Consider the following 24,851-nt stretch of genomic DNA (forward strand, 5'->3'; position numbering starts at 1 on the left):
AGATCAATACAATCCGGTCAGATAGTAGAAGCCGATGACGAAAAATACCGCCGCCGTCTTGATGAGGGTGATGGCGAAGATGTCGCCGTAGGACTGGCGGTGCGACAGGCCGGTCACCGCCAACAGGGTGATGACAGCGCCGTTGTGCGGCAGGGTGTCCATGCCGCCGGAGGCCATGGAGGCCACGCGATGCATCACCTCCAGCGGAATGCCGTGGGCGTTCGCCTGGGCGATGAACTGGTCCGCCATGGCCGCGAGCGCGATGGACAGGCCGCCCGACGCCGAGCCGGTGATGCCGGCTAGCGTCGTCACCGTGATCGCCTCGTTGACCAGCGGGTTGGGGATGGCGCTGAGGGCGGACTTGATGACGAGGAAGCCGGGCAGCGCCGCGATCACCGCGCCGAAGCCGTATTCCGTCGCCGTGTTCAGGCTGGCGAGCAGCGCGCCGGCGACGGCATCCTTGGAGCCGCCGGCGAACTTGCCGGCAATCGCCTTGAAGCCGAACACCACCACCGTGAGGATACCCAGCAGCAGCGCCGCCTGCACCGACCAGATGGCCGCCCAGGTGCTGGTGGGCACGGTGACCGCCGCCGCGCCGTCCACCAGGGTGGCGCTCGCGGTGGTGCCGAACCAACCGGGGATGTAGCGGGCGAAGATGAGATTGGCGATGCCCACCACCACCAGCGGCAGCAGCGCGAGGAAGGGCGACACCAGCGGGACGGTCTCGTCCACCACCACCTCGTTGATGTGGCCCTCGCCGTAGCCCTCGCCCTTCTTCTGGGCCTGGCGGCGGCGGAACTCCAGGTAGCTGATGCCGACCACCAGCATGAAGAGGGAGCCCACGATGCCGAGGATGGGCGCGGCATAGGCGGTGGTGTGGAAGAAGGTGGTGGGGATGATGTTCTGGATCTGCGGGGTGCCGGGCAGCGTGTCCATGGTGAAGGAGAAGGCGCCGAGCGCCACCACCGCCGGCAGCAGCCGCTTGGGAATGCCCACCTGGCGGAACATCTCAGCGCCGAACGGATAGACCGCGAACACCACCACGAACAGCGATACGCCGCCATAGGTGAGCAGCGCGCCCACCAGCACGATGGACAGCACGGCCCGTGCCGGCCCCAGGAGCTTCACGATAGAGGAGACGATGGAGCGCGAGAAACCCGACAGCTCGATGAGCTTGCCGAACACCGCGCCCAGCAGAAACACCGGGAAGTAGAGCTTGATGAAGCCCACCATCTTTTCCATGAACAGGCCGGAAAAGATGACGGGCACCGCCGACGGGTCGGTCAGCAGGACGGCGCCGATGGCCGCCACCGGCGCGAACAGGATGACGCTGAAGCCGCGATAGGCCACCAGCATCAGGAAGCCGAGCGCGGCAAGGCAAATGAGGAAGCTCATGGGATATCCGACAATGAAAGGGAATCGCGATGGGATGATAGGGAAGCTAACCTGTCCCAACACATCTGGCGACTAGACTTGAGTTTGCATCGCCCACAGCGGAGAGGCGGCCCCGATCAAGAGCAGCAAAGCAACAAGATGCTATGACAAAACGCACGCGTGGCCTGCCGGCGACCGTCGGCCGGGAACTATCCGGACAGAATTGACGCTGCGGCATGCCGGTGCGACCACGCAGCAATGGCACGGGACACGGGCAACAACCTGAGCGCTTCGCACATCACGCTCCGCGGACGGCCCATTATCTTTTGGAAACACCACTATTGGCTTGGCGCACCCGCGCAGCAGCGCGCCGGGGTCCGCACCGGGAGTGACACCGCGCCAGATGGCCGGTGACGAACCCTTGCCGGGCGAAGGAAGAGGCCGCGTTCGGCGGCCTCCCCACTCAGGGCATGAGGGCGATCTGGTCGAGGCCCAGGGTCTCGGGGAAGCCGAGCACCAGGTTCATGTTCTGCACCGCCTGGCCGGAGGCGCCCTTCACCAGGTTGTCCAGGGTCGAGACCAGGATGGCCCGGCTGGGGTTGCGGTCCGCCGCCACGCCCAGGAACACCATGTTGGAGCCGCGCACATGGCGCGACTGGGGCACCTGCCCGAACGGCAGAACATGGACGAAGGGTTCGCCCTTGTAATAATCGGCGAGGATGGAATGCAGGTCCTCGGCCCGCACCCCGGTGGTGCGCACGAAGATGGTGGCGTAGATGCCCCGGTTCATGGGCGCCAGCACCGGCACGAACATGGGGGCCACGGGACGGCCCGCCGCCTTGGAGAATTCCTGGTCCAGCTCGCCCATGTGCCGGTGACCGGTGACGGCGTAGGCATGGATGCCTTCCGACACCTCGGAGAACAGCATGGCCTCCTTGGCGGAGCGGCCGGCACCCGACATGCCGGTCTTGGAATCCACCACGATGCTTTCCGGCTCGATGGCGCCGGCTTCCAGCAGCGGCACGATGGGCAAAATGGCAGTGGAGGAGTGGCAGCCGGGATTGGCCACCAGCCGCGCCTTGCGGATGTCGTCGCGATAGATCTCCACGAGGCCGAACACCGCCTCCTGCTGCAGCTCCAGCGCCTGGTGGGGGTGGCCGTACCACTGCTCGTAGGCGCCGGGGTCCTTCAGGCGGAAGTCGGCGGAGAGGTCCACCACCTTCACGTTGGGCGCGGCGTCGAACACCTTCTTGATCACCAGCTGGGTGGTGGCGTGGGGCAGCGCGCAGAACACGAGGTCCACGGCCGTGAAGTCGACCTCGTCGATGGTCACGAGTTTCGGCAACGCGAACGGGGCGAACTGGGGGAAGACCTCGGCCATGGTCTGGCCGGCCTTGCGGTCGGCTGTGAGGGCCACCAGCTCCACACGGGGATGGCGCAGCAGCAGGCGCACCAGCTCGGACCCGGTGTAGCCCGAGGCGCCGAGAACTGCGATCCTTGCCTTTGCGTCCGCCATCTTCATCTCCTCACGCACGCCACCACCGCTCCCGAGAAGGGAACGGCGAGGTGGGGCGACGGTCTGTACACCCATCGTTTATCAGGGAAAAGACAGCGCGCCTCCGCCCGGGCCTGCGATCTGACGGCGCGCGTTGTCGTTTCCGTTCTGTTCCCATCGGCGCCGGCCTCTGCCATGCTGTGAACAGCGATGCCTTCTCCCTGCGCGCGATTCGCGCAGGATCGGCCCTTCTGCTATCGAGCGCCCATGTCCCAATCCGACGATCTTTTCGGCTCCACCCCGCGTCCGAAGCCCGCCGGCAAGCCGGCCAAGGCGGCAGCTGCCGCCGTGCCGGCCATGGATGCCGACTACACCGCCGCGCACATCGAGGTGCTCGAAGGACTGGAACCGGTACGTCGCCGGCCCGGCATGTATATCGGCGGCACCGATTCGAAGGCGCTGCACCACCTCTTCGCCGAGGTGATCGACAATTGCATGGACGAGGCAGTGGCCGGGCACGCCACCTTCATCGAGGTGCAGATGGCGGCGGACGGCTATCTCACCGTCTCCGACAACGGGCGCGGCATTCCGGTGGAGGAACACCCCAAGTTCCCCGGCAAGTCGGCCCTCGAAGTGATCATGACCACCCTGCACGCCGGCGGAAAGTTCGACAGCAAGGTCTACGAGACGTCCGGCGGCCTCCACGGCGTCGGCATCTCGGTGGTGAACGCGCTGTCCGACGACCTCGAGGTGGAGGTGACGCGCAACCAGACCCTCTACCGCCAGAGCTTCTCCAAGGGCGTGCCCCAGGGCAAGCTGAAGGAAGTCGGCCGCATCACCAACCGGCGCGGCACCCGTGTGCGCTTCCATCCGGACCCCGAGATCTTCGGCCCCTCCGCCCGCTTCGAGCCGGCCCGGGTGTTCCGCATGGCCCGCTCCAAGGCCTATCTGTTCGGCGGCGTGGAAATCCGCTGGTCCTGCGACCCCGAGCTGCTGAAGGGCATCGAGGGGGTTCCGGAGAAGACCAGCTTCCGCTTCCCCGGCGGCCTGCGCGACTATCTCGCCGCCGACCTCGAAGGCCAAACCCTGGTGCATTCGGACATCTTCTCCGGCCGTATCCAGAAGCCGGGCGGCCATGGCTCGGTGGAATGGGCGGTGGCATGGGTGGCGGACGCGGACGGCTCCATCTCCTCCTACTGCAACACCATCCCCACCCCCGACGGCGGCACCCATGAGAACGGCCTGCGGGCCGTGCTGCTGAAGGGGCTGAAGGATCATGCCGAGCGCTCCGGCCAGGGCAAGCGCGGCTCGGTCATCACCGGCGACGATGTCACCACCGGCTGCGCCGCCATGCTCTCCGTGTTCGTGCGCGAGCCGGAATTCCAGGGCCAGACCAAGGACCGCCTCGCCACTGCCGAGGCCGCCCGCATCGTGGAACAGGGCCTGCGCGACCCGTTCGACCACTGGCTCGCCGCCAATCCGGTGCAGGCCAGCCGGCTGCTCGAGCACGTCATCGACCGCGCCGAGGAGCGCCTGCGCCGCAAGCAGGAAAAGGAAGTCTCTCGCAAGACCGCCGTGCGCAAGCTGCGCCTGCCCGGCAAGCTGGCCGACTGCTCCAACACCGAGGCGGCCGGCTCCGAGATCTTCATCGTGGAGGGCGACTCGGCCGGCGGCTCGGCCAAGCAGGCACGCGACCGCAAGACCCAGGCCGTGCTGCCCCTGCGCGGCAAGATCCTGAACGTCGCCAGCGCCACACGGGACAAGCTCGCCCAGAACCAGCAGCTCGCCGACCTCGGCCAGGCGCTGGGCTGCGGCATGCTCTCCCATTATCGCGACGCGGACCTGCGGTACGAGAAGGTCATCATCATGACCGACGCCGACGTGGACGGCGCGCACATCGCCTCGCTGCTGGTCACCTTCTTCTTCCGGCAGATGCCGAAGCTGATCGAGGACGGCCACCTCTTCCTCGCCGTGCCGCCGCTCTACCGCATCACCCAGGGCGCCAAGACGCTCTATGCGCGGGACGACGCCCACAAGGAAAAGCTGCTGAAGAAGGAATTCACCGGCAAGGGCAAGGTGGAGGTGGGCCGCTTCAAGGGTCTCGGCGAGATGATGCCGGCTCAGCTGAAGGAAACCACCATGGATCCGCGCACGCGCACGCTCCAGCGCGTCACCATCGAGGATGCCGAGCAGGCGGCCACCACGGACCTCGTGGAACGCCTCATGGGCAATAAGCCCGAGGCGCGCTTCGCCTTCATCTCCGAGCGCGCCGCCTTCGCCGGCGAGGCCTTGCTCGACATCTGACCCCCATAGCCCTTGAGCGTGCCTCATGGACCTCAGGTTATGGGCTATAGGTAAGCCGCGCGGCACTTGAACCCCTTACCAAGGCGAGCGCTCGCCTTAGCCGGTCGTCACCTTGGCCTTGCGCGGCGGCAGCAGGCTGGCGGGCACGGCGAGGATCAGCATGCCCAGCCCCGCCACCGCGAACACGGGCGCTGCTCCCAAAAGTCCCGCCGCATGGGCCAGGACGATGGCCCCCAAGGCCTGCCCCACGAAGAAGGCGGAGGCGAACAGCGACACCGCCGATCCCCGCGCCTCCGCCGACAGCTCCGTGGCAAGGATCTGCAGCACGTTGTGGATCATGTAGAAGGCAAAGCCCGCGGCGGCGAACACAGCAATCACCACCGCAAGGCTCGGCCCGACAGCCGCCCCCATGAGCAGCACGCCTACACTGGCCGCGCCCACCCCCACCATGCCGGCAAGGCCCAGGTGGCGCACCAGGACCGGCACGGCGAAGGTATAGAAGGCGCCGCCGATGGCGAAGGCGCCCAGCATCAGGCCGGCCTCCACCGCATCGCCGAGGCCGTGCTCCACCATCAGCGGCGCCGCCAGCGGGAACACCCCGAAGGTGAGCGCCCCTTCCACCGCCACCACCGCATACACCTTCAGCGACAAGGGGTTTTTCAGCACCGTGCCGTAGCGGGCGAGGGCCGCGCGGAACGACAGGGGCTGGCGCGCCCGCTCTTCGCTGATGCCGACCAGGGCGGCCAGGGCCGCGCTCGCCGCCACCGCGAACGCGCACCAGAACACCGGCCGCCAGCCGGCATATTCGGCGATGAAGCCCGCCGCCGCCGAACCCACCAGCTGGCCCAGCACCAGGGCCAGCAGCACCCGGCTGAGCGCCACCGGCCTTTGATCGTACGGCACACGATCGCCCACGGTCGCCAGCACCACGGGGATGATGCCCCCCGCGAACGCCCCCGACGCCACCCGGGCGGCCAGCAGCTCCCGGTGGCCGGGAACCAGCGCCGAGACCGCGAGCCCCACCGCCAGCATGGCGAGGTTGAAGCGGATCAGCCGCACCTTGCCCACCGCATCGCCGATGGGGCCGAACAAGAGCTGCATGGTGGCGTAAGGCAGGGTGAAGGCGCTTGCGAGCAGCGCCACCTCCTGCAGCGTCACCTTCAGGTCGGCGGCGAGGATGTTGAGCATCGGATCGACGGCGCGCATGGAAAATGCGCTCGCGAAGGCCGCGAGGCCGAGGACGAGAAGAAAGGGCATCAGATCCGCCGGATGAGGAGGGTCATCCCTGCGGCGGGGTGCCCCGGCGGTCAAGTCGCAAGACGTGTCCCGCGCGCATGGCACGGTCCACATGCATTCCGACAGCGCATGCCGCTGGCGGTATGGATGTTCAATCGAGCGTTTCGCGGGCGTGATTTCCAACTGATCCGTGAATCAGGCCGGAAAACATTGACACGGCGCACAATTTTCTTATGTTGCTATGCGTCGTCCGAGATATGTCGAATCTAGCGCGCCGACCGACGACCCCTCGTCTGAGCCCGTACGGCACGGGACGTTCGATCAGCGGCGCGCCGCCGCATCCAAAAGATGCAATGTCATTTTCCGAACTCGGCCTGAGCGAAAAGGTCCTCGCGGCAGTCGCTGACACCGGCTATACGCAGCCGACGCCCATCCAGGCCCAGGCCATCCCCCATGTGCTGGCGCGCCGAGATGTGCTCGGCCTCGCGCAGACAGGCACCGGCAAGACTGCCGCCTTCACCCTTCCCATGCTGACGCTGCTTGAGCACGGACGGGCCCGCGCCCGCATGCCTCGCACCCTCATCCTGGAGCCGACCCGCGAGCTCGCGGCGCAGGTGGAAGAGAACTTCACCCGCTACGGCAAGAACCACAAACTGAACGTCGCCCTGCTGATCGGCGGCGTGTCCTTCGGCGACCAGGATTCCAAGCTGCTCCGCGGCGTGGACGTGCTCATCGCCACCCCCGGCCGCCTGCTCGACCATGTGGAGCGCGGCCGACTGCTCCTGTCCGGCATCGAGGTGCTCGTCATCGACGAGGCCGACCGCATGCTGGACATGGGCTTCATCCCGGACATCGAGCGCGTCTGCAAGCTCGTGCCCTTCACCCGCCAGACCCTGTTCTTCTCGGCCACCATGCCGCCGGAGATCCAGCGCCTGGTGTCGCAGTTCCTGTCCAATCCGGTGCGGGTGGAAGTGTCGAAGCCGGCCTCCACCGCCGCCACGGTCACCCACATGCTGGTCGCCTCCGGACGGGAGGACTACGACAAGCGCGAGGTGCTGCGCGAGCTCATCCGCAATTGCGACGGGCTGCAGAACGGCATCATCTTCTGCAACCGCAAGCGCGACGTGGCGGTGCTGCACCGCTCGCTGCAGAAGCACGGCTTCAACGCCGTTGCGCTCCATGGCGACATGGACCAGCACGCTCGCATCAAGGCCCTCGACCAGTTCCGCTCCGGCGAGGCCACCCTTCTGGTGGCATCCGACGTGGCGGCCCGCGGGCTCGACATCCCGGCTGTGAGCCACGTCTTCAACTATGACGTGCCCCACCACTCGGAAGACTATGTGCATCGCGTGGGCCGCACCGGCCGCGCCGGCCGCGCCGGTACGGCCTATACGCTGGTCACCCACACCGACGCCAAGTCGGTGACGGCCATCGAAAAGCTGATCGGCAACGCCGTGCCCTGGCACGGCGCCCCCCTCGGCGATGCCCCGCCCGCGTCCGAGCGGCGGGAGCGCCGCGAGGATGGCGGCCGGCTGCGCGGCAAGCGCCGCGTGGAGAAGGAGCCCCGCGAGGCCCGTCCCGAGCGCGAGCCCCGTGCGGAGCGGGAGCCCCGTGCGGAGCGCGAACCCCGTCCCGAGCGGGAGCCGCGTGCCGACCGCGAGCCCCGCGTCGCCCGCGAGCCGCGTCCGGAGCGGGAACCCCGGGCGGAGCGCGCCCCGCGTCCCGAGCGTGAGCCCCGTCGCGAGCGGGAACCCCGTCGCGAACGCGAAGCCCCGGCAGGCGAGGTGCGCGCCAGCGAACCCCGCGCGGAGGCGGAAACCCGCGCGCCGCGTCCGGATCGGCAGGAGCGAGGCCGTCGTCCCGCCCGTGAGGATGGTCCCGAGGCCCGTCCGGCACGGCGTGAACGCGCCCCCGCCGCCGAACCCGCGGACATGAGCCACCTGCCCGCCTTCCTGCTGCGCCCGGTGCGCGTGAAGGCCGGTTGAGCCTGTCGCCGACGCACCTTCGGGCGCGCCGGCAGATCACGAGGGAACAACCCCGCCGGTCAGCCGCGCGGGGTTTTCTTTTTGGGTCGGGCTGCGGTTTTCTTCACCGGCTTTTGCGCAGCGGCCGCGCGGGCGAGGGCCAGGGAGCGGCGGGCGAGGACGGCAAGGTCGTCGCCATCGTCCAGCGCCGCCTCCGGCACGGACCAGAATCCGGTCATGGTGCGCACGGCGCCCTTGGCAAGGTAGGAAAAGGGGACCGAGCCACGGCTCTCAAGCAGGGCGGCGTGGTCGGCATCGGCCTTGAGATAGAGGGTGCCCCCGACCTCGATGGCGAACATCAGCCCGTCCGCATAAAGGCCCCTGCCGCCGAACATGCGCCGCGTGCGCACCGGGCCGAAGGCGCTGAAGAGGTCGGCGATGGTGTCCTCGTCCATCCCCTATTCCAGACCTGTTCCGATCCCCCTGATTTTGGCCGCCGGCGTCGCCGGCAGCCGTTGGGATCAGCGGATGAGCGTGAGAAGCCGGGCAGCCGCGTCCATCTCGGTGCGGCGCGCGGCGCGGCGGGCGGTGGCGATCTCGTCCTCGCCCCACTGCTCGCGGTTGAAGTCCTCGTCCACATGGGCGGCGGCCCAGGCGGCATCCGCGTCGAGCGCGCCTTCCGCCACCGCCAGCGCCAGCAGGGCGGAGCCGGTGAGGGTGGTGATGGAATGCACGGCAGCAAGCTTCAGCGGTGCCTGCGGCACCAGCGCCCGCACCCGCTCCAGCGAGGTGTCCGGCTGGGTGACGTGGCGAATGCCTTCCGACAGGAAGAAACGGGCATCGTGGGCGACGCTCAACCAGTCGAGCACCGGGTCCCACTGCTCCGCCTGCCGCTTCACCAGCGTCTGCGGGCTGTCGGCCCTGTAGAACAGCATGTCGGAGCCGGCATAGCGCACCACCTCCTCGCGCACCGCCTCTGCCTCCGGCCCCACCCGGTCGAGGGCGACGTTCACGAGGCGCGTCAGCGGCATGAAAAAGGGGTTGATCTCCTTCTCCTGCGCCGCCCATTCGGCGGCCATGGCCTCGGCCAGGGGGCGCGTGGGCGCCAGCAGCAGGCCGCGCGCAGGGGTGCGCACCGGCCGGCCGTCGAGCAGGATGGTGAAGCCGCCGTCCGCCTCGCCGACGCTGACATCGGTATAGAAGCGCTTCGGCAGCGGCGTGCGCTGGGCGGCGCGGGCCCGGGCGATGGGATCGTCCCCCGCCACCGGCTCCTCGATGCCCTCCAGGAAATCGCGCATGGTCTGGGGGCCGGCGGGATCGGCCCCTGAGGGATCACCCATGATCCGCCTCCTATCCGGCGATGGCGCGACGGCGCGCCAGAAGATCGAAGATGGCGGCGGGCACCTCGTCGAACCGGTGGACGATATGGTCCGCCCCCGCCCGCTCCAGCGCCGCCACCTCGTGATAGCCCCAGCCGACGCCGAGGGCGGAGGCGCCCGCCTGCAGCGCCATGGAGACGTCATAGGTGGTGTCGCCGACCACCACCGTCTCCTCCGGGCGCGCGCCGATCTCCTTCATGGCCTGGAACACCATGGCCGGATGGGGCTTGGAGGGGGCGTCGTCGGCGGTCTGGATGGTGGCGAACCAGCCTTCCATGTCATGGGCCTTGAGCACCCGGTCCACCCCGCGCCGCGCCTTGCCGGTGACCATGCCCAGCACCACGTCGTCGCGGCGGCGCAGGGTGTCCAGCACCTCCCAGGCGCCGTCGAACATGGGCTCGGGCGGCTCGGCATTGCGCAGCCGGGTGAAGGCATTGCGATAGGCGTCCACCAGCGCCTCGATGGGATAGGCGAGGTCACCCTGCGAGAGCATGGCAAAGGCCTCCGGCAGGGAGAGCCCCACCACCGAGAGCAACCGGTCCCGTCCCGGCAGCGGCACGCCGTGGGCAGCATGGGCGTCGCGCATGGCAGCGACGATCATGTGCTGGCTGTCCACCAGCGTGCCGTCGCAATCGAACAGCACCAGCTTCAGGGGCGCGGCATCGGGGGCGGGCTCGGCGTCGCTCTCGGGTGGGGTCATTTCTGGGTCATCTGCTGGGTCGCCACATCATATACCCATGTGATGCCCGACGGGTCCACGAACAGGACCTGGCGGAAGCCCCGCTGCTCGCACTGCTTGGGGAAGGGACCCGAGACGATCAGCTCCGCTGCCGTCTTCGCCGGGAAGTTGAACTTGATGGTGAGGATGGTCGCGTCCTCTCCCCCGGCGGTGACCGTGAGGTCGAGGCCGTTCTGGGCGAAACTCTCCTGCTTGCTCTTGGCGAACGCCCGGCGCGCGGTGGCGTCCACCGGCGGCGGGGTGACCGGGCTGCTCACCGTCGGCAGCGGCAGCGAGGCTTCCTGGGTACCGCCCTGCCCGCTCCCGGCCTGAGGCGCCGGGACAACAGCGGGAGCGGTCTGGGCCGTGGCGGCAGGCGGAGGCAAGGCGGCTTGCGGCGCCGGTTGGGCGGGCGCGACCACCGCGCTCTGGGGCGCACCGGCCTCAGGCTCCGCGGGAGGCGCCGACATGACCCACCACACGAGGCCGCCGGATGCCACAGCCACCGCCGTGCCGCCGAGCCCCACCAGGAAGGGGATCAGGAAGCTGGTGTGAAGCTTGCGGCCGCAGAAGGGGCAACTGGCCTCCTCCGGGTAGACCTGCGCCCCGCAGCCGGGACAGAAGTCGGGCCTGGAGTTCATTCAATTCACCTCCACGCGCGCGGCGCACCGCCGCGAATCGGCACCGTGGGACATGCACCACAAATGCACGAGGAAGCGGCCGGCGTCATGCCGTCCGCTTCACGTTTGTCCACCTCGTGATGTCCGATCCGAATGCGCCCTTAGCAGGGCAAGGGCGCCGATCCTATTTGCCGAAGCCGAGGTCCAGCGGCGGGGGCGGTGCCGCGTCGAGACCGGGAGACAGGTTCTCGAACTGCTGCTGGATCTGGTTCTGGTCGAGCTGGACGCTGCCGCTCTTGTAGTGGGTCACCATGCCGGGGAACAGGATGATGAGGGCCACCATGACCAGCTGGATGCAGACGAACGGCACCGCGCCCCAGTAGATCTGGCCGGTGGTGACCGGCTGCATCAGCTTGCCCGTCACCCGGTCGATGTACGGCACCTTGGCCGCCACCGAGCGCAGGAAGAACAGGGCGAAGCCGAAGGGCGGATGCATGAACGAGGTCTGCATGTTCACCGCCAGCATCACGCCGAACCAGATGAGGTCGATGCCGAGCTTGTCGGCCGCCGGCCCCAGCAGCGGGATGATGATGAAGGCCAGCTCGAAATAATCGAGGAAGAAGGCCAGCACGAACACCAGCGCGTTCACCGCGATGAGGAAGCCCATCTGCCCGCCGGGCAGCGACACCAGCAGTTCCTCCACCCACTTGTGGCCGTCCACCCCGTAGAAGGTGAGCGAGAACACGCGCGCGCCGAGCAGGATGAACAGCACGAAGGCGGAGAGCTTGGCAGTGGAATAGGTGGCCTGCCGCATCAGGTCGAACTTCAGCCGGCCACGGGCGAAGGCGAGGATGAGCGCGCCCACCGAGCCCATGGCCCCGCCCTCGGTCGGCGTGGCGACGCCGATGAAGATGGTGCCCAGCACCAGGAAGATGAGCGCCAGCGGTGGCACCATCACGAACACCACCTGCTCCGCCAGCTTCGACAGGAGGCCGAGGCGGAACACGCGGTTGATCACCGCCACCACGAAGGCGAAGCCCACGGTGGCGGACATGGTGAGCACCACATAGTCGGCGCCGAACTTCACCCCGGTTTCCGTCATCAGGAAGATGGCGCCGGCGATGGACAGGGAGAGCGCGATGAAGAGCGAGGGCGTCAGAAGCCGGGCCGTTCCCGACATGATGAAATAGAGCAGCACGAAAGCCACCACGCCCCACACCGCCGTGTTGGCGACGCCGGGGATGAGGCCGGTGGTGAGATGCGGCAGGGATCCGGTGGCGATCAGGAAGGCGAAGCCGGCCGCGGCGATGGCGCCGAGGACGCGGGAGGGCACGATCTTCTGTTCCGGGTCGCGCAGGGTCTGGGCTTCCAGCGGCAGGCCGGGGGCGGCGCTCGGGAAGATGGTGGAGACCAGAAAGATGTAGAGCGCATAAAGGCTGGCGAGCAGCAGGCCCGGCACGAAGGCGCCCTCATACATGTCGCCCACCGAGCGGTTCAGCTGGTCGGCCATGACGATGAGCACGAGGGAGGGCGGAATGATCTGCGCCAGCGTGCCCGAGGCGGCGATGACGCCCGAGGCCACGCGCCGGTCGTAGCCGTAGCGCAGCATGATCGGCAGGGAGATGAGGCCCATGGAGATCACCGAGGCCGCCACCACGCCGGTGGTGGCCGCCAGCAGCGCGCCCACGAAGATCACCGCATAGGCAAGGCCGCCGCGGATGGAGCCGAACACCTGCCCGATGGTGTCGAGCAGGTCCTCCGCCATGCCGGAGCGCTCGAGGATGAGCCCCATGAAGGTGAAGAAGGGGACTGCCAGCAGCACCTCGTTGTTCATGGTGCCGTAGACGCGTTCGGGCAGCGCCTGCAGGAACTTGGGCTCGAACAGGCCGAGCCAGATGCCGACCAGCGCGAAGATGAGGCCGTTGGCGGCCAGCGAGAAGGCCACCGGGTAGCCCAGCAGCAGGAACACCACCAGCGCGCCGAACATGATGGGCGCCATGTTGTGGACGAACCAGCCGCGGAACCCCGGCTCGGCGGCGAAGGCCACGTCGGGCAGGACCACGGCGAGCACCAGGGCGAGCAGGAGCGCGGCGGCGACGAAACGCGCCTTCAGGAGGCGGGCGTTGATCATGTCTCGCGCTCCGTCAGTGCTTGGGGGCGGTGGGAGTGGCCGGGACGACAGGCGTTCCGGCACCGGGAACCTCCACCTCGGCCAGCAGGCGCTCCGCCTCGGCCGCGAGCGCCGCGTGGCTGCCGCCCTCCCGCTCGTTGGGGTCCTCCATCCGCCCGGTAAAGATGGCGATGCGCTTGATCAGCTCGGAGAAGCCCTGCAGCGTCAGGAAGAAGAAGCCCACCGGCACCAGAAGCTTGGCCGGCCATTGCGGCAGGCCGCCGGCGTTCAGCGACTGCTCGTTGATGGACCAGGACGCCATGAAGAAGGGCCAGGAGGTCCACAACAGCAGGATGGAGAAGGGCAACAGGAAGAAGACGTGCCCGAAGATGTCGATGCCGTCCCGCACCCGTTTGCTGAGGCGCGCATTAACGATGTCGATGCGGATGTGCTCGTTGTCCATGAGCGTCCACGACCCGCACAGCAGGAACACCGCTGCGAACAGCACCCATTGCAGCTCCAGCCAGGAATTGGAGCTGAGGTCAAACAGCTTGCGCACCACGGCATTGGCCGCAGAGACAAGGATGGCCACAAGGATCAGCCAGGAGGCCGCCTTGCCGATGCGCATGTTCACGGCATCGATGCCCCGGGCGAGGGCGAGCAGGAAGGACATGGAGACCGTTTCCCTGGGCGCGCGGCTGGTGCCGCTTTTCGGGTTGCTTCTTCTTTGGCCATACGGCCTTGGCGGGGCACCATAGGCAAAGACACGGCGACTTCAAGCCGCACGCGAAAGCGACGCGTCAAACGCCCGGCACACTAGACGAAGGTCGTAGCCTTCTTCGTCCCGACGGGAAGCACCTGAATTTCGAGCCGATCTAGGGCTTGGCCGGACCATCAGGCCAGGGCGGCGGGCCGGCGAGCGCCTTGCCCTTCCGGAACTGCCCCTGCGCCCGGTCCCAGGCCAGCAGCATCCCCGTTCCCGCGACCGGGCTCGGGCCCACGCACCACGCGGCAAGGTCGGTGCCACGCCGGGGCAGCAGGATGACGACGCGGCCGAGGCCCTCCCAGGCGGCGGTGCTTTCGTCCACCTCCTGCGGCTCGGTGCGGCAGAGGTCCTGGTCGAGGGGCGGCAGGACCTGGTCGGTGACGAGGTTCCACCGCCCCGACGCCCGCGAATAGAATCGCATCCGCCCGGCGAAGGGCACGCCCGCCTTCAACCCGCGTTCGCTGAGGCCGAGCAGCGGGAAGCCCTCGGCATCGAACCAGACCGCCACCTCGGTGACGAAGGGGGTGGCGCCCTCCCCGTCCCCGCGATCATCGATGCGGAGGTGGAAATTGGCTTCGTCCAGGGTCAGCGCCAGCCTCGCGCGATCACCGTAGAGGATGCTGCCGGACACCGTGGCAGCGCTGCCCGAGCCCGATATCTCATAGGGCGGGAAGCCGTTGACCTGCGCGGTCTGCAACTCCCGGTACAGGGCCAGAAGGCCCGCCGGCTCCGCGCGGACGCCGCCGCCTGCCAATAGCAGGACGGCGACGACGGCGAGGAGCCACCTCATCCCTCCGGCGCCTCGAGGATGGGATCGTACTGTGACGCGTCGAAGCCCAGCACGGCGAAGGATTGCGCCATGTGGTGGGGGAGCGGCGCCGACACGTCGATCAGCCCCTGCCCGCGCGGATGGGGAATGACGAGCCGCCGCGCCAGAAGATGCAGGCGGTTCTGCAGGCCGCCGGGCAGCTCCCAGTTCTCGATATCGAAATACTTGGGGTCGCCGACGATGGGGTGGCCGATATGGGCGAGGTGGGCGCGCAACTGGTGGGTGCGGCCCGTCACCGGCTTCAGCGACAGCCAGCTCATCTTCTGCGCGGCCTGGTCCACCACGGCATAATAGGTGATGGCGTGGCTCGCCTCGTCCTCGCCGTGACGCGCGACCCGCATCTTCTCCTCGTCCTCGTCGCGGGCGAGATAGGTGGAGATGCGCCCCTGCTTGGGCTTGGGCACGCCGGGCACCACCGCCCAATACACCTTGCGTGCCTCCCGCGAGCGGAAGCTCTTGGCCAGCACCGAGGCGGCGAACCGCGTCTTGGCCACCAGCAGGCAACCGGAGGTGTCCTTGTCGATGCGGTGGACGAGGCGCGGCTTCTGGCCGTCCTTGTCGCGCAGCACCTCCAGGATGCCGTCCATATGGCGATAGGTGCCCGAGCCGCCCTGCACCGCGAGGCCGTAGGGCTTGTTCAGCACCATCACGTCCTTGTCTTCGAACAGGGTGATGGATTTCAGGAAGGCGCGGTCCTCGTCCTCCTTGCGCTTGGCGGCGCTGGCGGATTGCCGTGGCTTGGCCGGCGCGTCCGTGGCACCCGGGGCATCGCCCCCCGCGGAAACCCGGCCCGCGTCGGACGCCTTGCCCGCGGCGCCCGGCTTTCCGGCCGGTTCGTCCTGCGGCTCGTCGCCGAGGGGGGGAATGCGCACGCTCTGGCCGGGCTCGACGCGGGACGAGGTCTTCACCCGCCCGCCATCCACGCGCACCTGCCCGGTGCGCACCAGCTTCTGCAGGTGGCCGAAGGAGAGATCAGGAAAATGGACCTTGAACCAGCGGTCGAGGCGCATGCCAGCCTCGTCCTCGGCCACGGTCTTCATCGCGACGGCCATGGATCAAAATGTCCTTTAAACAGCGCCTGGAACCGGAACGGCAGCAATAGAGCAACCGGCGCCGTCCGTCACGTCAGCGCGCGCATGACGGCGATGCCGACGAACACGGCGATGAAGGCGAGCGCCACCGAGCCGACCGCATAGGCGAAGGCGGAACTGTAGGCGCCGCGCTCCATGAGCAGGAAGAAATCCAGCGAGAAGGTGGAGAAGGTGGTGTAGCCGCCGAGGATGCCGGTGGTCAGGAACAGCCGCATGGTCTGGTTCCAGAACTCGCCGTCCTTGAACGCCAGATACCCGACCATCAACCCCATGAGGAAGCTGCCGGACACATTGATGAGGAAGGTGGCGAAGGGAAATCCGGTACCCAGCAGCTTGGGCACCGTCATGTTGACGAGGTGCCGCACGACACCACCCAGGCCGGCACCGAGGAAGACGACAAGAGCGGGAGGAAGGGTGAAGGTCATGGCCAGTCCGGGCGAGGGTCAGGAACGAATGTGCCGCACGGCATGGAGCACGGCGAGGATGGTGACTTCATCGTCTCCGACGCGATAGACCACAAGGTAGGGGCTACCGGAAACAGTGAGCCGGCGTGTTCCGCGTACAGTCCCGGCAGGGGCGGAAAAGGGATGATCGGCAGGGTGTTGATGGCTGTTTCGAGCCGGACGATCACACGCGCCGCCGCCTTCGGACTGTCTTGGCCGATATGGTGCTCGATCTCACGCAGATGCCGCAGGGCCCGCGCGCGGAAAACGATCCTCATCCGCGGAAGCGCGCGAAGAAGGCCTCGACTTCCTGTGGGCTCGCGTTGGGCTCGCCGTCCTCCAGTGCCTTGCGCACCTCCTCCTTCTGCTCGGGGGTGAGCACATAGACCTCCCCTTCGAGCACCGAGAGGAATTCACGGGGGAGCGCATCCTGCTCGGCATCGGGCAGGGCTTCGAGCCTGTCGATGAGTTGGGGCATCAGCTTGGTCATGGCCGGCTTCCTGTGTCCGGCAAGCATACGCCAGAGCGGTGCCCCGCGCACCGGCACCGGGGCGCCGCGGTGGCTCACGGTTCCCCGCGCTCGGCCCGCAGGCGCGCCCAATAGTCCATGCGCTTCCTGATCTCGCGCTCGAAGCCGCGCTCCACCGGATGGTAGAAGCTCTGCCGGCCGAGGGCCTCGGGGAAATAGTTCTGGCCGGAGAAGGCATCCGGCTGGTCATGGTCGTAGCGATAGCCGGCGCCGTAGCCCTCGCCCTTCATCAGCTTGGTGGGGGCGTTGAGGATATGCTTAGGCGGCATCAGCGAGCCGCCCTCCTTGGCCGCCCGCTTGGCCGCCGAGAACGCCTTGTAGACCGCGTTCGATTTGGGCGCGGTGGCCACGTAGACCACCGCCTGCGCCAGGGCCAGTTCCCCCTCCGGCGAGCCGAGGAAGTCGAAGGCGTCCTTGGCCGCATTGCAGACCACAAGCGCCTGCGGATCGGCATTGCCGATGTCCTCCACCGCCATGCGCACAATGCGCCGGGCGAGGAACAGGGGCGCCTCTCCGGCATCCAGCATGCGGGCGAAATAATACAGCGCCGCGTCGGGATCCGAGCCGCGCACCGCCTTGTGCAGGGCGGAGATGAGGTTGTAGTGGCCGTCCTCGCTCTTGTCGTAGATGGGCGCGCGGCGCTGCACCACGTCGGCCAGCGCCGCCACGTCGAACACCTCCCCCGGCCGCGCCGCGCGCCATACCTCCTCCGCGAGGGTGAGGGAGGCCCGCCCGTCGCCGTCTGCCATGTTGAGCAGGGCGAAGCGGGCGTCCTCGGTGAGCGGCAGGGCCTTGCCCTCCACCTCCTCCGCCCGCGCGAGCAGGCGGGCGATGGCATCCTGGTCCAGCGCCTTGAACACCAGCACGCGGGCGCGGGACAGCAGCGCCGCGTTCAGCTCGAAGGACGGGTTCTCGGTGGTGGCGCCCACCAGGGTGACGGTGCCGTCCTCCATCACCGGCAGGAAGCTGTCCTGCTGGGCACGGTTGAAGCGGTGGATCTCGTCCACGAACAGAAGCGTCGCTTTGCCCACCAGACGGCGGGCGCGGGCCTGCTCGAACACTTTCTTGAGGTCCGCGACACCGGAGAAGATGGCCGAGATCTGCTCGAAATGCAGGTCGGTGGCGGAGGCGAGCAGCCGCGCCACCGTGGTCTTGCCCGTGCCCGGCGGCCCCCACAGGATGAGGGAGCCCAGCGAGCGCGTCTCCAGCATGCGGGTGAGCACGCCGTCCGGCCCGACCAGATGGTCCTGGCCCACCACTTCGGACAGCTTGGCCGGCCGCAGCCGGTCGGCGAGCGGGCGCGGCACATCGCTGCCCAGTCCCGCCGCCTCGAACAGATCGGCCATGGGCGTTGTCTCTCGTCCTCTCGGTCAGGTTTCAAGCCCCCGCCCCGCCTGCGACCGGCGGCGGCGAGGGTCACTCAGGGCGCGGAGCCAGGGCGACTCAGCCCGGCAGCAGAGCGGTGATGGTGCGCCCGGCGCGGCCCACCGTCACCCGCCAGGCCCGGAGCGGCGTGCGAACCATCTGCTCCAGGTCACGGGTGCGGGCGACCTTCTCGCCGTTCACCTCGACCAGCACGTCGCCGGGCTTGAAGCCGGCGGCGGCGGCGGGGGAATTGTCGTCCACGTCGTAGATCACCACGCCGGTGGCGTTGGCATCCACCTTCAGTTCCTCGGCCACCGCCGGTGACAGGTTCACCACCGTGGCGCCGGTGAAGGGCGAGCGGGCACGCACCACCAGTTCGTCGCGCGGCACGGTCTCCGGCGCGCCCTCCAGCACCACCACGAGGCTCACCTCCTTGCCGCCGCGGTTGACCGCCAGCGCCGCCTTGCCGCCGATGGGCCGGGTGGCGAAGCGGTAGTTGAGGGACTCGGGGTCGTCGATGGGCTGCCCCTCCACCGCGACGATGAGGTCCCCCAGCCTGAGGCCCGCCTTGGCGGCCGGGCTGTGGGCCACCACGTCCTGCACCAGCACGCCGGTGGGACGCGGCAGGCCGAGGCTTTCGGCGATGTCGGGCGTGACCCGCTGTAGCTTTGCCCCGAGCCAGGGCCGGCGCACCGACTTGGAGCCGCCCTTGGCCTGCTCCACCACCACCCGCACCATGTTCACCGGAATGGCGAAGCCGATGCCGATGGAGCCGCCCGAGCGCGAATAGATGGCGCTGTTGATGCCCACCAGCCGGCCCGCCATGTCCACCAGCGCACCGCCGGAATTGCCGGGATTGATCGCCGCGTCGGTCTGGATGAAGAACTGGTAGTCGGAGATCCCCACCTGGGTCCGCGCCAGCGCGGAGATGATGCCCTGCGTCACCGTCTGGCCGACGCCGAAGGGATCGCCAATGGCCAGCGCCAGGTCGCCCACGGCCAGTTCGTCCGAATTGCCGAGCTCGATGGAGGCGAAGGTCTCCTTGGCCTCGGTCTTGATGCGCAGCACGGCAAGGTCGGTGCGCTGGTCGCGCAGCAGCACTTCGGCCTCGTATTCGCGCCGGTCGTTGAGGGCGATGCGGATCTCGTCCGCCCCCTCGATGACATGGAAATTGGTGACCACGATGCCCGAGGGGTCCACCACCACCCCCGACCCCAGGGAGCGCTGCACCCGCTCCGGCGCGCGCAGGCCGGGGCCACCCTGGCCGCCGAAGAACCGGCGGAAGAACGGGTCGTCGAAAATGGGATTGGCCCGCTGCTGGGCGGCCTTCTGGGCATAGACGTTGACCACCGCCGGCGCGGTGCGCGCCACGATGGGCGCAAACGAGAGCTTCACCTCGGCGGCGGAGGCCGGCACCTGCGGCTGGATCTGCGCCTGCGCCTCGACCCGGAGCGGGACGCTGGCGGCGCGCGCGGGCGCTTCACCCGGCCCGGCGCCGGCCGCCATGGCCGCGGCACCCACGGCGGCGGAGCACAGCAGAAGGAGCGTGAATGCGAACTGTCGTTTCATCGCTTGAACCCGTAATTCAAAGCCAAGCCCACCCGGCTGAACCGGGCGCGGCAGCCAATGGTCGTCCTGACGCCTGTGGCCGGAGCATCCCGCCCCGGCTGCCGTGCCACGCCGCGGCGGCGCCCGCCGGAAGCTACCCGTCACCGCCCCAGCATGCGCTGCAGGGCGGTGCCTACTCGCTTCACCAAATGCGGCGGAACCAAGGACTGTCGCCCCGACACCGGTGGATCCGCCCGTGGCCCCGCGTCAGTCCGGTGGGTGTACTTCGGGTCGGTATATTTGCGGCAGAAATAGAAGCAGTAGCCTGAGTCGCAAGGGCGCGGCCCGGGAAGCGGCGCGAACGTGCCGGCGAGAATATTGCCCTGCAGCGCGGTGTCCGAGCCGCAGCGGAACACATCCCCCTGCGGCTCGATCCGCACGAAGCTGCTTCCGGCCGCGCACACCGTGCCCCGGAATGTCGGCGTGCCGTCGAGAAAGTTGTCGTCGGCGAACGGATCGACGGTCGGCGGCTCGGACCGTGCCGCGCGCCACTCGCCATAGGCCGACCGGGCACGCCGGCTCATGGCCCGGAAGGCCGCCCGCTCGGCCACATCATAGGCGTCGGGATACGTCCGGCCGCGATAGCTGCCCCGCAGCAGCTTGGGCACCGGCACCAGCCCCGGCACCGTGACCTGGCGCGCGACCTCGTCGGCGTTCGCAAGCACCTGCGGCGTCGCCACCACGGACGCGAAGACGGAAAATCCCGCCTCATGCAGCAGCGCCAGATTCCGGTTGAAGATCTCCAGCCCCCGCCGGCGCATGCGCTCGTCCGGGTGAAGGCCGGCATTGATGACGCTGACCCGCGCGGGATCGATCCGCCGCGCGAAATCGCCAAGCGATGCCTGGGTCAGGTTGCTGTTCAGGGAAATGAAATGGTGCCGGGTGAGCGCGGCGCACAGATCCACGAAATCGGGATAGGCCGAGGGCTCGCCGCCGGTGAGGTGCAGGAGGAAGGTCAGCCCGGTGGCGGAGAACGCATCCGCCCACTCATCCGGAGTGCCGTGCCGCACCGTCTTTTCGCCCAGGACCTCGCCCGGGAAAAAGCAATAGTCGCACCTGTAATTGCAGGTATTGAGAAGCTGCCAATCCGCCTCGATATCGTAACGCACGATCGGCAGCTCCGGAGCTTGAGAGACGATCCACGGGACAAGACCCCATGGCATCACATCCGGCGCGGAACGGAAAGCGCCACGCCGGATGGGTCGTCTATTGCTCAGGCCGCCTCGGCTTCCGCCGCCGCAGCGGTGCGGGCGTGATCGGCGGCGCCCTTGGCGTCCACGTCACGATCCACGAACTCGATCACAGCCATGGCCGTGTTGTCGCCGTAGCGGAAACCGGCCTTGATGATGCGGGTGTATCCACCCGGACGCTCCTTGTAGCGGGGCGCGAGCACGTCGAAGAGCTTCTTGACGATGGTGACGTCCTTCAGCTCCGCGATCGCCTGGCGGCGGGCGTGGAGATCGCCGCGACGGGCGAGGGTCACCAGCTTCTCCACCACCGGGCGAAGATCCTTCGCCTTGGGCAGGGTGGTCACGATCTGCTCGTGGGTGATGAGAGCGCCCGCGAGATTGGAGAACATCGCCTTGCGATGCTCCCAGGTGCGGTTGAACTTGCGATGTACCTTGCCGTGACGCATGACGGCGAACTCCTGAAATATGGCGACGGACGAGCCGGCGATCGGTGGCGCGGCTCGGGCCGCTTTAGGTTCAGATCAGTAGTGTTCTTCGAAGCGCTTCGCCAGCTCTTCGATATTCTCCGGCGGCCAGCCGGGCACTTCCATGCCCAGATGCAGGCCGAGGGAGGCGAGCACTTCCTTGATCTCGTTGAGCGACTTCCGTCCGAAGTTGGGCGTGCGGAGCATCTCCGTCTCGCTCTTCTGGATCAGGTCGCCGATGTAGACGATGTTGTCGTTCTTCAGGCAGTTGGCCGAGCGCACGGACAGCTCCAGCTCGTCCACCTTCTTCAGCAGCGCCGGGGAGAACGGCAGCGTCTGGATCGCGGTGGTCTCGCTCTCGCGCTTGGGCTCCTCGAAGTTGACGAAGATCTCCAGCTGGTCCTGCAGGATGCGCGCCGCATAGGCGAGCGCGTCCTCGGCCGTGATCGAGCCGTTGGTCTCGATCTGGAGCGTCAGCTTGTCATAGTCGAGGATCTGGCCCTCACGGGTGTTCTCGACCTTGTAGGAGACCTTGCGCACCGGCGAATAGAGGCTGTCGATCGGGATCAGGCCGATCGGCGCGTCCTCGGGCCGGTTGCGGTCGGCGGCGACATAGCCCTTGCCGGTGTCCACCGTGAACTCGATCCGCAGTTCCGCGCCCTCGTCGAGGGTGCAGATGGGCAGGTTCGGGTTGAGGATGGCCACGTCGCCCACGGTCTGGATGTCGCCGGCCAGGAGCACGCCCGGGCCGGTCTTCTTGGCCACCATGCGCTTGGGGCCATCGCCCTGCATGCGGATGGCCACATCCTTCACGTTGAGGATGATGTCGGTGACATCTTCACGCACGCCGGGAATGGACGAGAACTCGTGCAGCACGCCGTCGATGTGGATCGACGTAACAGCTGCTCCCTGAAGCGACGACAGCAGGATGCGGCGCAGGGCATTGCCCAGCGTCATACCGAAGCCACGCTCCAGCGGCTCGGCGATCACGGTCGCGAAGCGCTTGGGATCGTGACCGGGATTGACCTGCAGCTTCTCGGGCTTGATCAGCTCTTGCCAGTTCTTCTGAATCACTTGCTTCACCTTGCTTTCTCGCCGGGCCACGGCAGCTGCCGGGGTCTTAAGCCTCAACCGGAGGCCGGGCCCGTCCCGATCGGGGAGGAGAAACCGGGCAGACGATCCGCAGGGCATGAGCCCCGCGGCGAACCGAAGAACAGATCAGACGCGACGGCGCTTGCGCGGACGGCAGCCGTTGTGCGGGATCGGCGTCACGTCGCGGATGGAGGTGACGAGGAAACCCGCCGCCTGCAGCGCGCGCAGGGCGGACTCACGTCCCGAACCGGGGCCGGAGACTTCCACCTCAAGGGTGCGCATGCCGTGCTCGGCCGCCTTGCGGGCCGCGTCCTCGGCCGCCACCTGCGCGGCGTACGGGGTGGACTTGCGCGAACCCTTGAACCCCATGGCGCCGGCCGAGGACCAGGAGATGGTGTTGCCCTGGGCGTCGGTGATGGTGATCATGGTGTTGTTGAACGAGGCGTTCACATGCGCCACGCCCGAGGCAATGTTCTTGCGCTCGCGGCGCTTAACGCGGGTAGCTTCCTTAGCCATTCTACTTTTGATCCTTCAGGCGCGCCCGTAGCTCCAGGCGCTCGGGATGGCCCTTGCGGGGCCGGACAACGGACGAGGCCGGCAAGGGCCGGCCTCTCCTTTCAAAGGGTCTTGCGACCGATCACTTCTTCTTGCCGGCGATGGGCTTCGCCGGGCCCTTGCGGGTGCGGGCATTGGTGTGGGTCCGCTGGCCCCGCACCGGCAGGCCGCGACGATGACGCAGGCCGCGATAGCAACCGAGGTCCATCAACCGCTTGATGTTCATGGCCACTTCGCGGCGCAGGTCACCTTCCACCACGTAGTCGCGGTCGATGGTCTCGCGGATCTGCAGCACTTCCTGGTCGGTGAGCTGGTTCACGCGGCGCTCGGCCGGAATACCGACCTTGGTCACGATCTCCTCGGCATTCTTCGCGCCGATGCCGTGGATGTACTGGAGCGCGATGATGACGCGCTTGTTGGTCGGGATGTTGACGCCTGCAATACGAGCCACTGCTCTCTCCATGTGACGCCGGCGGCCTTGCGGCACGCTCCGGCGGAATGATCCCCGCGTCCGGTGGAGGCCGGCCCTTGCGAGGGAAAAGGAAACACTTCAGATACGACAAAGCAGCCGCCCTGCCCGACCCTTTCGGGCGGACCGAACGGCACCAATTCCGAAGCGAGGGAGTGCCCATAGCCGGGATTTAAGGAAACGTCAAGAGCTGCGCGCGAACCAACGGCCCGGATCTTGCTGTTGACCCTGCTGACCTGCCCCTACAGGCACGGCAAGGGATACCCAACCAGTTGGTGGCCGGCGGGAAGTCGCGTGCCGCGAATCGGCCGCTCTGCCAGTCCCCTACCCTCGCAACGCCTGCCGTGCGGCGCCATCCGATGCGCCCGGCCCGTTTACCGGGTCGGCTGACCCAACCCGTCAGCGCACACCCAGGCCAAAGAGCAGTTCGCCGATAACCCGAGCCCGCGTGGCATCGCCCCAAAGGCCCATGTCCACCTGCTCAACATGAAAAAGGCGGCCGGCCAGAACATCAGCGCTGGCCCCCGCTGCAACCAGCCCGGCAATGACCGGGACGTAGCTTTCATACTCATCGCGAGCCGCGGCTTCCCCCGCGACCCCGATGGGATCCCAGTGATCCAGAAGGATCTCGCCGATGGCGCGGCGAAGACCCTCCATGGCATCACGCCGCTTCAGCGAGTACCCCGTCGATGGCGGCGGTGACTTGATCGATGGGCGCCATGCCGTCGATCTGCTTCAGCTGGCCGCGCGCCTTGTAATAGGGCGCCACCACCGCCGTATCGCGGTTGTAGGCCTCCAGGCGGGTCTTGAAGACCACCGGATCGTCATCCTTGCGCACCGCTTCGCCCTTGGCCTGAGCCTCGGCGGCGCGGTTGAGGATGCGGTTCACCAGCTTCTCCTGATCCACCACCAGCTCGATCACCGCATCGAGCTTGAGGCCCTTGCTGGCAAGGAGCTGGTCGAGGGCCTCGGCCTGCGCCACCGTGCGCGGGAAGCCGTCGAGGATGAAGCCGTTCTTCGCATCCGGCGAATCGAGGCGCTCGGCGATGATGCCGATCACGATCTCGTCGGAGACGAGGCCGCCGGCATCCATGACCGCCTTCGCCTTCAGGCCCACCGGCGTACCGGCGGCCACGGCGGCGCGCAGCATGTCGCCGGTGGAGAGCTGGACGATCCCATGACGGGCGACCAGCCGTTGTGCCTGGGTTCCCTTACCCGCCCCGGGCGGCCCGAGCAGCACCAGCCTCATA

At 68.0% G+C, this 24,851-nt stretch carries 24 protein-coding genes and 1 pseudogene; 2 read left to right on the plus strand and 23 right to left on the minus strand.

What is annotated here, in order from left to right:
- Positions 1–3: 3 nt before the first annotated feature.
- Entirely contained in the window at positions 4–1,395 is a 1,392-nt protein-coding gene (locus V5F66_RS07170) for a GntP family permease (RefSeq protein ID WP_012116726.1), read from the minus strand.
- 442 nt (positions 1,396–1,837) lie between these two features.
- Positions 1,838–2,890 carry an N-acetyl-gamma-glutamyl-phosphate reductase gene (argC, locus tag V5F66_RS07175; RefSeq protein ID WP_012116727.1) on the minus strand — a complete coding sequence of 351 codons (1,053 nt, stop codon included), beginning with the start codon at positions 2,888–2,890 and terminating at the stop codon, positions 1,838–1,840.
- A 246-nt stretch (positions 2,891–3,136) separates the two neighbouring features.
- Between argC and parE the strand changes: the two genes are divergently transcribed.
- Positions 3,137–5,173: a DNA topoisomerase IV subunit B gene (parE, locus tag V5F66_RS07180; protein WP_394005333.1), complete on the plus strand. Its 2,037-nt coding sequence runs from the start codon at positions 3,137–3,139 to the stop codon at positions 5,171–5,173.
- A 96-nt stretch (positions 5,174–5,269) separates the two neighbouring features.
- Here the strand turns inward: parE and V5F66_RS07185 are convergent, their stop codons facing one another.
- Entirely contained in the window at positions 5,270–6,430 is a 1,161-nt protein-coding gene (locus tag V5F66_RS07185) for an MFS transporter (protein ID WP_394093554.1), read from the minus strand.
- A 332-nt stretch (positions 6,431–6,762) separates the two neighbouring features.
- On the opposite strand from V5F66_RS07185, the gene V5F66_RS07190 reads away from it, so the two are divergent.
- A complete protein-coding gene (locus V5F66_RS07190) occupies positions 6,763–8,394 on the plus strand; it encodes a DEAD/DEAH box helicase (protein WP_394000411.1) in 1,632 nt (543 codons plus the stop codon).
- Between the two features lie 59 nt (positions 8,395–8,453).
- On the opposite strand, the gene V5F66_RS07195 is transcribed toward V5F66_RS07190, so the two are convergent.
- The 20 genes and pseudogenes from V5F66_RS07195 to V5F66_RS07290 form a co-directional block, all read right to left on the minus strand.
- Positions 8,454–8,828: a TfoX/Sxy family protein gene (locus tag V5F66_RS07195; protein ID WP_012116731.1), complete on the minus strand. Its 375-nt coding sequence runs from the start codon at positions 8,826–8,828 to the stop codon at positions 8,454–8,456.
- Positions 8,829–8,894: 66 nt separating this feature from the next.
- Complete coding sequence (locus tag V5F66_RS07200; protein ID WP_394053149.1) at positions 8,895–9,671, minus strand: ATP12 family chaperone protein; 777 nt, start codon at positions 9,669–9,671, stop codon at positions 8,895–8,897.
- 52 nt (positions 9,672–9,723) lie between these two features.
- On the minus strand, positions 9,724–10,452 hold the full coding sequence (locus V5F66_RS07205) for an HAD-IA family hydrolase (protein WP_012116733.1): 729 nt from the start codon (positions 10,450–10,452) through the stop codon (positions 9,724–9,726).
- On the minus strand, positions 10,449–11,111 hold the full coding sequence (locus V5F66_RS07210) for a zinc ribbon domain-containing protein (protein ID WP_394093555.1): 663 nt from the start codon (positions 11,109–11,111) through the stop codon (positions 10,449–10,451). Before V5F66_RS07210 ends, V5F66_RS07205 begins: the two co-directional genes overlap by 4 nt.
- Before the next feature lie 163 nt (positions 11,112–11,274).
- Complete coding sequence (locus V5F66_RS07215; RefSeq protein WP_394000604.1) at positions 11,275–13,089, minus strand: TRAP transporter large permease; 1,815 nt, start codon at positions 13,087–13,089, stop codon at positions 11,275–11,277.
- 145 nt (positions 13,090–13,234) lie between these two features.
- Positions 13,235–13,873 carry a TRAP transporter small permease subunit gene (locus tag V5F66_RS07220; protein ID WP_012116736.1) on the minus strand — a complete coding sequence of 213 codons (639 nt, stop codon included), beginning with the start codon at positions 13,871–13,873 and terminating at the stop codon, positions 13,235–13,237.
- A 202-nt stretch (positions 13,874–14,075) separates the two neighbouring features.
- The gene (locus V5F66_RS07225; RefSeq protein ID WP_394093556.1) at positions 14,076–14,756 is read right to left on the minus strand and encodes a hypothetical protein; all 681 of its coding nucleotides are present in this window, start codon (positions 14,754–14,756) and stop codon (positions 14,076–14,078) included.
- Positions 14,753–15,847 carry an RluA family pseudouridine synthase gene (locus V5F66_RS07230; protein WP_394000403.1) on the minus strand — a complete coding sequence of 365 codons (1,095 nt, stop codon included), beginning with the start codon at positions 15,845–15,847 and terminating at the stop codon, positions 14,753–14,755. Before V5F66_RS07230 ends, V5F66_RS07225 begins: the two co-directional genes overlap by 4 nt.
- A gap of 68 nt (positions 15,848–15,915) precedes the next feature.
- A complete protein-coding gene (gene crcB, locus V5F66_RS07235) occupies positions 15,916–16,311 on the minus strand; it encodes a fluoride efflux transporter CrcB (protein WP_012116739.1) in 396 nt (131 codons plus the stop codon).
- An 18-nt stretch (positions 16,312–16,329) separates the two neighbouring features.
- Positions 16,330–16,476, minus strand: a pseudogene (locus V5F66_RS07240) (type II toxin-antitoxin system RelE/ParE family toxin); the annotation flags it as partial.
- Positions 16,477–16,603: 127 nt separating this feature from the next.
- Positions 16,604–16,819 carry a hypothetical protein gene (locus V5F66_RS07245; RefSeq protein ID WP_394000401.1) on the minus strand — a complete coding sequence of 72 codons (216 nt, stop codon included), beginning with the start codon at positions 16,817–16,819 and terminating at the stop codon, positions 16,604–16,606.
- 74 nt (positions 16,820–16,893) lie between these two features.
- On the minus strand, positions 16,894–18,204 hold the full coding sequence (locus tag V5F66_RS07250; protein WP_394093557.1) for a replication-associated recombination protein A: 1,311 nt from the start codon (positions 18,202–18,204) through the stop codon (positions 16,894–16,896).
- 97 nt (positions 18,205–18,301) lie between these two features.
- Positions 18,302–19,792: a DegQ family serine endoprotease gene (locus tag V5F66_RS07255; RefSeq protein WP_012116741.1), complete on the minus strand. Its 1,491-nt coding sequence runs from the start codon at positions 19,790–19,792 to the stop codon at positions 18,302–18,304.
- Between the two features lie 140 nt (positions 19,793–19,932).
- Positions 19,933–20,940 (minus strand): radical SAM protein, encoded by a 1,008-nt coding sequence (locus tag V5F66_RS07260; protein WP_394093558.1) that lies wholly within the window; start codon positions 20,938–20,940, stop codon positions 19,933–19,935.
- 104 nt (positions 20,941–21,044) lie between these two features.
- Entirely contained in the window at positions 21,045–21,467 is a 423-nt protein-coding gene (gene rplQ, locus V5F66_RS07265; protein ID WP_012116743.1) for a 50S ribosomal protein L17, read from the minus strand.
- Between the two features lie 75 nt (positions 21,468–21,542).
- Positions 21,543–22,559 carry a DNA-directed RNA polymerase subunit alpha gene (locus V5F66_RS07270; RefSeq protein WP_012116744.1) on the minus strand — a complete coding sequence of 339 codons (1,017 nt, stop codon included), beginning with the start codon at positions 22,557–22,559 and terminating at the stop codon, positions 21,543–21,545.
- A gap of 144 nt (positions 22,560–22,703) precedes the next feature.
- Positions 22,704–23,093, minus strand: coding sequence for a 30S ribosomal protein S11 (gene rpsK, locus V5F66_RS07275; protein ID WP_012116745.1), 390 nt, complete (start codon positions 23,091–23,093; stop codon positions 22,704–22,706).
- Positions 23,094–23,214: 121 nt separating this feature from the next.
- On the minus strand, positions 23,215–23,583 hold the full coding sequence (gene rpsM, locus V5F66_RS07280; protein ID WP_012116747.1) for a 30S ribosomal protein S13: 369 nt from the start codon (positions 23,581–23,583) through the stop codon (positions 23,215–23,217).
- Positions 23,584–24,000: 417 nt separating this feature from the next.
- On the minus strand, positions 24,001–24,258 hold the full coding sequence (locus V5F66_RS07285; protein WP_394052987.1) for a hypothetical protein: 258 nt from the start codon (positions 24,256–24,258) through the stop codon (positions 24,001–24,003).
- 4 nt (positions 24,259–24,262) lie between these two features.
- Entirely contained in the window at positions 24,263–24,850 is a 588-nt protein-coding gene (locus V5F66_RS07290) for an adenylate kinase (protein ID WP_012116748.1), read from the minus strand.
- Position 24,851 lies beyond the last annotated feature (1 nt).

The sequence above is a fragment of the Xanthobacter versatilis genome, assembly GCF_043193975.1.
Classification (GTDB): Bacteria; Pseudomonadota; Alphaproteobacteria; order Rhizobiales; family Xanthobacteraceae; genus Xanthobacter; species Xanthobacter autotrophicus_E.

What these genes read in the sequence shown, in the direction of transcription:
- V5F66_RS07170 (WP_012116726.1), bottom strand. Translation starts at nt 1,395, where the DNA reads ATGAGCTTCCTCATTTGCCTTGCCGCGCTCGGCTTCCTGATGCTGGTG.
- argC (WP_012116727.1), bottom strand. Translation starts at nt 2,890, where the DNA reads ATGGCGGACGCAAAGGCAAGGATCGCAGTTCTCGGCGCCTCGGGCTAC.
- parE (WP_394005333.1), top strand. Translation starts at nt 3,137, where the DNA reads ATGTCCCAATCCGACGATCTTTTCGGCTCCACCCCGCGTCCGAAGCCC.
- V5F66_RS07185 (WP_394093554.1), bottom strand. Translation starts at nt 6,430, where the DNA reads ATGCCCTTTCTTCTCGTCCTCGGCCTCGCGGCCTTCGCGAGCGCATTT.
- V5F66_RS07190 (WP_394000411.1), top strand. Translation starts at nt 6,763, where the DNA reads ATGTCATTTTCCGAACTCGGCCTGAGCGAAAAGGTCCTCGCGGCAGTC.
- V5F66_RS07195 (WP_012116731.1), bottom strand. Translation starts at nt 8,828, where the DNA reads ATGGACGAGGACACCATCGCCGACCTCTTCAGCGCCTTCGGCCCGGTG.
- V5F66_RS07200 (WP_394053149.1), bottom strand. Translation starts at nt 9,671, where the DNA reads ATGCGCGATTTCCTGGAGGGCATCGAGGAGCCGGTGGCGGGGGACGAT.
- V5F66_RS07205 (WP_012116733.1), bottom strand. Translation starts at nt 10,452, where the DNA reads ATGACCCCACCCGAGAGCGACGCCGAGCCCGCCCCCGATGCCGCGCCC.
- V5F66_RS07210 (WP_394093555.1), bottom strand. Translation starts at nt 11,111, where the DNA reads ATGAACTCCAGGCCCGACTTCTGTCCCGGCTGCGGGGCGCAGGTCTAC.
- V5F66_RS07215 (WP_394000604.1), bottom strand. Translation starts at nt 13,089, where the DNA reads ATGGCGCCCATCATGTTCGGCGCGCTGGTGGTGTTCCTGCTGCTGGGC.
- V5F66_RS07220 (WP_012116736.1), bottom strand. Translation starts at nt 13,873, where the DNA reads ATGTCCTTCCTGCTCGCCCTCGCCCGGGGCATCGATGCCGTGAACATG.
- V5F66_RS07225 (WP_394093556.1), bottom strand. Translation starts at nt 14,756, where the DNA reads ATGAGGTGGCTCCTCGCCGTCGTCGCCGTCCTGCTATTGGCAGGCGGC.
- V5F66_RS07230 (WP_394000403.1), bottom strand. Translation starts at nt 15,847, where the DNA reads ATGGCCGTCGCGATGAAGACCGTGGCCGAGGACGAGGCTGGCATGCGC.
- crcB (WP_012116739.1), bottom strand. Translation starts at nt 16,311, where the DNA reads ATGACCTTCACCCTTCCTCCCGCTCTTGTCGTCTTCCTCGGTGCCGGC.
- V5F66_RS07245 (WP_394000401.1), bottom strand. Translation starts at nt 16,819, where the DNA reads ATGACCAAGCTGATGCCCCAACTCATCGACAGGCTCGAAGCCCTGCCC.
- V5F66_RS07250 (WP_394093557.1), bottom strand. Translation starts at nt 18,204, where the DNA reads ATGGCCGATCTGTTCGAGGCGGCGGGACTGGGCAGCGATGTGCCGCGC.
- V5F66_RS07255 (WP_012116741.1), bottom strand. Translation starts at nt 19,792, where the DNA reads ATGAAACGACAGTTCGCATTCACGCTCCTTCTGCTGTGCTCCGCCGCC.
- rplQ (WP_012116743.1), bottom strand. Translation starts at nt 21,467, where the DNA reads ATGCGTCACGGCAAGGTACATCGCAAGTTCAACCGCACCTGGGAGCAT.
- rpsK (WP_012116745.1), bottom strand. Translation starts at nt 23,093, where the DNA reads ATGGCTAAGGAAGCTACCCGCGTTAAGCGCCGCGAGCGCAAGAACATT.
- V5F66_RS07285 (WP_394052987.1), bottom strand. Translation starts at nt 24,258, where the DNA reads ATGGAGGGTCTTCGCCGCGCCATCGGCGAGATCCTTCTGGATCACTGG.
- V5F66_RS07290 (WP_012116748.1), bottom strand. Translation starts at nt 24,850, where the DNA reads ATGAGGCTGGTGCTGCTCGGGCCGCCCGGGGCGGGTAAGGGAACCCAG.